This is a genomic window from Synechococcus sp. R5-15 (assembly GCF_047462035.1).
Classification (GTDB): domain Bacteria; phylum Cyanobacteriota; class Cyanobacteriia; order Thermostichales; family Thermostichaceae; genus Thermostichus.
In genome coordinates this window covers 1-4,740 of record NZ_JANSIK010000190.1, presented here as the reverse complement: position 1 = coordinate 4,740, position 4,740 = coordinate 1, and the positions used below count along the sequence as shown (strand labels likewise).

5 protein-coding genes are annotated in these 4,740 nt (G+C 58.0%); all 5 read right to left on the bottom strand.

What is annotated here, in order from left to right; all coding sequences use genetic code 11:
• Positions 1–159: 159 nt before the first annotated feature.
• Positions 160–1,095, bottom strand: coding sequence for an alpha/beta fold hydrolase (locus tag NW839_RS13380; RefSeq protein WP_414380714.1), 936 nt, complete (start codon positions 1,093–1,095; stop codon positions 160–162).
• 163 nt (positions 1,096–1,258) lie between these two features.
• A complete protein-coding gene (locus NW839_RS13375) occupies positions 1,259–2,209 on the bottom strand; it encodes a LysR substrate-binding domain-containing protein (protein ID WP_011433865.1) in 951 nt (316 codons plus the stop codon).
• Positions 2,210–2,510: 301 nt separating this feature from the next.
• Positions 2,511–3,158, bottom strand: a complete 648-nt coding sequence (locus NW839_RS13370; RefSeq protein WP_414343347.1) for a thermonuclease family protein — start codon at positions 3,156–3,158, stop codon at positions 2,511–2,513.
• 383 nt (positions 3,159–3,541) lie between these two features.
• Entirely contained in the window at positions 3,542–4,015 is a 474-nt protein-coding gene (locus NW839_RS13365; protein ID WP_414329713.1) for a YqeG family HAD IIIA-type phosphatase, read from the bottom strand.
• Positions 4,016–4,026: 11 nt separating this feature from the next.
• On the bottom strand, positions 4,027–4,740 hold a 714-nt coding region (mltG, locus tag NW839_RS13360; protein WP_414380712.1), incomplete at its 5' end, for an endolytic transglycosylase MltG.

Below are 4,740 nucleotides of genomic sequence, written 5' to 3'. Positions count from 1 at the left end.
GGCTTGCCAACTGCAGGGCTACCGAAAGCCCGCCCTGTACTGCGAAGCAGTCAGGGCCGGGTAGTTTACGCGTTCCCCTTGGGCGGCGCTCCGTCGCCTATCGGGCATCGCCATCTGGCAAGCGGCATTCCTCTCTCGGCCATACGCTACAGCCCCAGCTCAAAGCCCGCATTGTGCGGAAAGGGCTGTGTCGAGAAATTCCCGGATCAGGGGCAGCACCTGTTCCCCATGCAAGGCAGGGATGGCGTGGCCGGCCCCGGCCAGGATCTTGAGCTGAGCCCCAGGGATCCCTTCGGCATAGGTTTGGCAGTGCCAGAGGGGAATGGTGTCGTCCTGTTCGGCGGCGATCACCAGGGTGGGGGCCTGAATGTAGTTGAGATAATGTTCAACCGTATCGACAGCAGCTTGTGGGCGCAGACGTTGTCGGAGAAATTGCCGAGCGACCGGCTGCTGACGCAGGGATCCCCGCAACCACAAGAGCTGGGCCAGCTTGTCTTCCCAATGCCACCAGCGGGCCAGCGGAGCGATCGCCCGCAACAGCCAATCCACCCAAGCGCTTTCCCAGAGCAAGGGCCGCAAATGGTTGTAGCGTCTCACAAAGCTGTCGTCGCGGATCCCGGCAGGAGCCAACAAAACCAACCCCCGCAGCGGATACCGCACGGCGTAAGCTGCCGCCACCCATCCCCCAAAGGAATGGCCCACCAAAACCGGAGCAGCTAGGCCCAGCCTTTGGACAAATCCGCGCACAAACTCTACTTCTGCAGCGATGTCGTAGTGCAAGGCCGGTTGGCCGGACTGCCCGAACCCCAGTAAATCCAAGGCAATGCAGCGATATTCGTCTCCCAACCCTTGCATCAGCGGCCACCAGTTGGCATGAGTGGCCATAAAGCCATGCAGAAACAGCAGTGGGATCCCTTTTCCCCAGTCTCGATAGGCAGCCCAGCAGGACTCTGCCCCTGCGATGTTCAACCCTTCCAATTTCACCCTGTGCAGCGGGATCTCTTGAACGCGGGCCTGTAACTCCGCCAAGCGCTGGGCCAGGGGGAGTCGTTCCAACAGCGTTTGCCTGGTCATCGGCTTGGGGTCAGTAGACACAGACAGATTCAGCAGATGCAGTTTCTTCCGGAGCAGCATTGGCTACAGCGAATGCACCTATACGGAAATATCTCTCGTATCTCTTTGAACAGGGATCCTGCTCAATCCACCGGAATCTACCTGGGATCCCATCAACTCGGAAAAGACCGTAACGCATCGCAACTTAGCCGATCAACTGCAAATGGGGCGGGGGAGTTTTCAGCCAGTCTTGGCGGGTCAGCAGCCCTTGGAGGAAGCGGGTGGCTGCCTGCGATTGATAGCGCTCCGGGTTAAAAGCCAGCCAGAGGGTACGCCGTATCTGTAGCCCTTCCACCGCCAGCTTCCGGAACCGCCCCTGTTCCACATCGGATCCCACTGCCACCGTAGACAAAAAGGCCACCCCCAAACCCGCCTGGACAGCATTTTTGATCGCTTCAATCGAGCTGAGTTCCAGCCGCACGTTCAATTGGGCCGGGTTAATGCCGTGGCGGTTCAGCACCCGATCGATGGTTTGCCGAGTGGAAGACTGGGGATCCAAGGTGATGAAGGGCAAAGCCAGCAGATCCACAAGAGCCGGAGAGTCGATGGCACACCCGGGAGCACCGACCAACACATATTCATCTTCCGCCAGAGCCATCACCTTCAAGTGCCGCTGCAGCTCAAAGGGGATCTCCCCGCCAACAATGGCCACGTCCAACTGGCCGTCCACCAATTTCTGGGCAATTCGCCGCGTGGATTGCACCAAGAGCTGTACGGAAATTTGTGGATAGCGGCGGTGATATTGGGCGATCAAAGAAGGCATGACATAGGTGCCCACCGTTTGGCTGGCCCCCAGAACCAGATGCCCCCCCTCCATTTTCTGCAAATCCGCTAGGGCCTCGACGGCCTCACGGCACAGCTTGAGGATGCGCTCGCTGTACTGCAGCACCACTTTCCCGGCATCCGTCAGCTCCACCTTGCGCCCACTGCGGTCGAACAGCACCACCCCCAACTGTCGCTCCAGGTTCTGTACTTGCAAGCTGACGGCAGGCTGGGAGACAAACAGGCTATCGGCAGCACGGCGAAAACTACCCTGCTGGGCAATTGCCCGCACGATGAGGAGCTGATCTAAGGTAAATGGCAACTCATCCGCCATAGGGAACTCCAAACCCCACAGTGGGATCCCTTACGTTTCCCTGAAAAGCTGGGCAGCCCGCGTTTGGAAACCCACACGAGATCATCATAAACAAGCGAGAAATCCCAAGAGAACGGTTCAACCCTTTCCCGGCAGCTCGGCTCTGAGGGGTGACCAACCAAGATGTGGAGAGGAAAGCTCAGAATCTTCGGGCTGTTTCACTGCCCTTCGGAGCAGCTATGCCCACAATACCTACCTCTCACCAACCGGCGAAAGATAGCTGTTGGGAATAATTATCAACGCTCTGCGTTTGGCTCGGTCTCTAGCGAGGGCCGTAGGTTGTCCAGTAGCCGCGTCCTTGTCTTTTGGCTGCATCGGCAGCTTCAGTAAGAATGGGGCCGTACTTCAAGCCATCGGTTTGTGGCGACAACAGGCCATGCCCCAAAAACAGCATTTCCTGGTTGATGAGGGTATTGGCTTGCCAAACGTAGGCAGGCAAGGTGGGAGCAGGGGCTAGGGCAGGATCCAACTCCAAAAACACCTCACGTCCCAGCAGAGCAGTCTGCAAATATTGGCCGGCATTGTAAACTGCCAGAGGGGTTTGTCCGCGCAACTCCGTCCAGTTGGGGTTGATCGGGTCAGGCAAGGGATCGATCCCAATCAGTTGCACCAGCCGCAAATTCAAGTCTCCTTCAAGCTGAACAACCAGGGTGTTGTAGTTGACCACCCGAACCACGGCTGCACGTTTGAGGTCGCGCAGATCCGGACGCGCCACCAATGTTAAAGCCCAACCGGGCAATGTCGAGAATATCAAAGGCAAGGCCAGAAAGCTGCCCAGCTTGATCAGGCTCCGTCCATTGGATGCCAGCAGGGATCTGGAGCGGGGGGAAGTCGGAGCAGAACGCAGGGATTTTTGCAGCATGGACTTTAGCCGTTGCATGGCGGACTTGACGATAGGGATGGTTCGCATGGTTGACCTTTGGATCTCACACTGCCCTCACACCGCTGCCCACTGGGCCTCAATGCGGGATCCGGCTCACCTGCCGTCACTCTACAAAAAACTGGAGTAGATGGGTCAGGTAGTTGGTCATTTCGATTCAAACTAGGACACTCTACCCACACCTAAAACGTTGGTCGCGTCGTCGCGTCTTCGCGTCAGCGTTGCGGAGCAATAATGCAGGGATCCCTAGGGCTCTTTTCAGTAGCCCAGGCATCTCACCCTAATCTGAAATAACGGCAAACTGGCCTATTGCCTCGGTTCCTAGCTCCCTTCTTCCCCTTGGGAGAGGGGTCGGGGGTGAGGGACAAGCAACTATTGTTGTCCAATCTTCAAATCTCTTAAAAGCGCAGCCCCTAGAGGGTAGCAGGGTTCTTTTCGACTGCTTCGGACAAGAGGGAGTTGACCAGCACGGTTACCAACCCCAGTCGATTGCCTGCCAAAATATCCGTCAACAGGCGGTCTCCCACCATAGCCACTGCTTCTACCGGCAAGCCCATCTGGGCTACGGCCCGCCGCAAGGCCCGCCGTGAGGGTTTCCCAGCGCGGTGAATGTAGGGCAGGTTCAGGCTTTCTCCGATTTGTTGGATGCGGCTGCGATTGAGGTTGTTGCTCACCAGCCAAATTTGAAAGTGCGGACGCAACTGCTCCAGCCAAGCAGCCACAGCGGGATCCACCTCAACCTGTCGGCTCGGCACCAGTGTACCGTCTACGTCAAAGATGATGCCTTTTACCTGCCAGGCCCACAGGTCTTCTGCCCGCAACTTTAAGACAGTGCCGGCCACCACCAGATCCGGTTGCAGGAGCTTGAACCAAGGTTTGTGTACCATCCGCTCCTCGGCTAAGGACTGGGTTGAGGACTATGGTGGGATCCCTGGGCAGCTTGTCGGCGCTCTTGAATAATTTGCAATTGGGCTGCCTCGTGCTCTGCTAGGGTTTTGCTGAAAATGTGAGTGCCATCGTAGCGGGCCACGAAGTAGAGATAGTCGGTTTGCTCAGGCTCCAAAACGGCTTTTAGGCTGGCCAAGCCCGGGCTGGCGATGGGGCCGGGGGGCAAACCCGGGTTGAGGTAGGTGTTGTAGGGAGAGGGGGTACGCACCTCCGCAAGGGTGAGGCGGCGATCTGGGGTTTGCCGGATATTCAAGGCATATTCCACCGTCGGATCGGCTCCCAGGGGGATCCCTTTCTTAAGCCGGTTCAGAAAGACACCTGCAATCAAAGCGCGTTCTTCCGGCACCACGGCCTCCCGCTCCACAATGCTGGCCAGGGTAACCCACTCGTGCAGAGACAGGGAAGTGGTGTGCTGGCGGAACAGGGGCAGGGCCACTGCGACAAATCGCTGCAGCATGGCGTCGACCACCATCTGGGCCTTTTCCCGATCCGGCAGGGATCCCTCCACCTGTTCGATGGGGAAAAGATAGGTGTCTGGGAACAGGTAGCCTTCTAGAGAGCTCAAGTGGGGGGGCAGCCAATCGAGGGGGGGAATCACCCGGGTCACGGCAATGAAGGCATCGGCTGCCAGCCAGTTGCGCTGGGCCAGAGCCTCTGCCATTTG

Excerpts from the sequence above, each read along its gene's own strand:
- NW839_RS13375 (WP_011433865.1), bottom strand. The coding sequence starts at position 2,209 with ATGGCGGATGAGTTGCCATTTACCTTAGATCAGCTCCTCATCGTGCGG.
- NW839_RS13370 (WP_414343347.1), bottom strand. The coding sequence starts at position 3,158 with ATGCGAACCATCCCTATCGTCAAGTCCGCCATGCAACGGCTAAAGTCC.
- NW839_RS13365 (WP_414329713.1), bottom strand. The coding sequence starts at position 4,015 with ATGGTACACAAACCTTGGTTCAAGCTCCTGCAACCGGATCTGGTGGTG.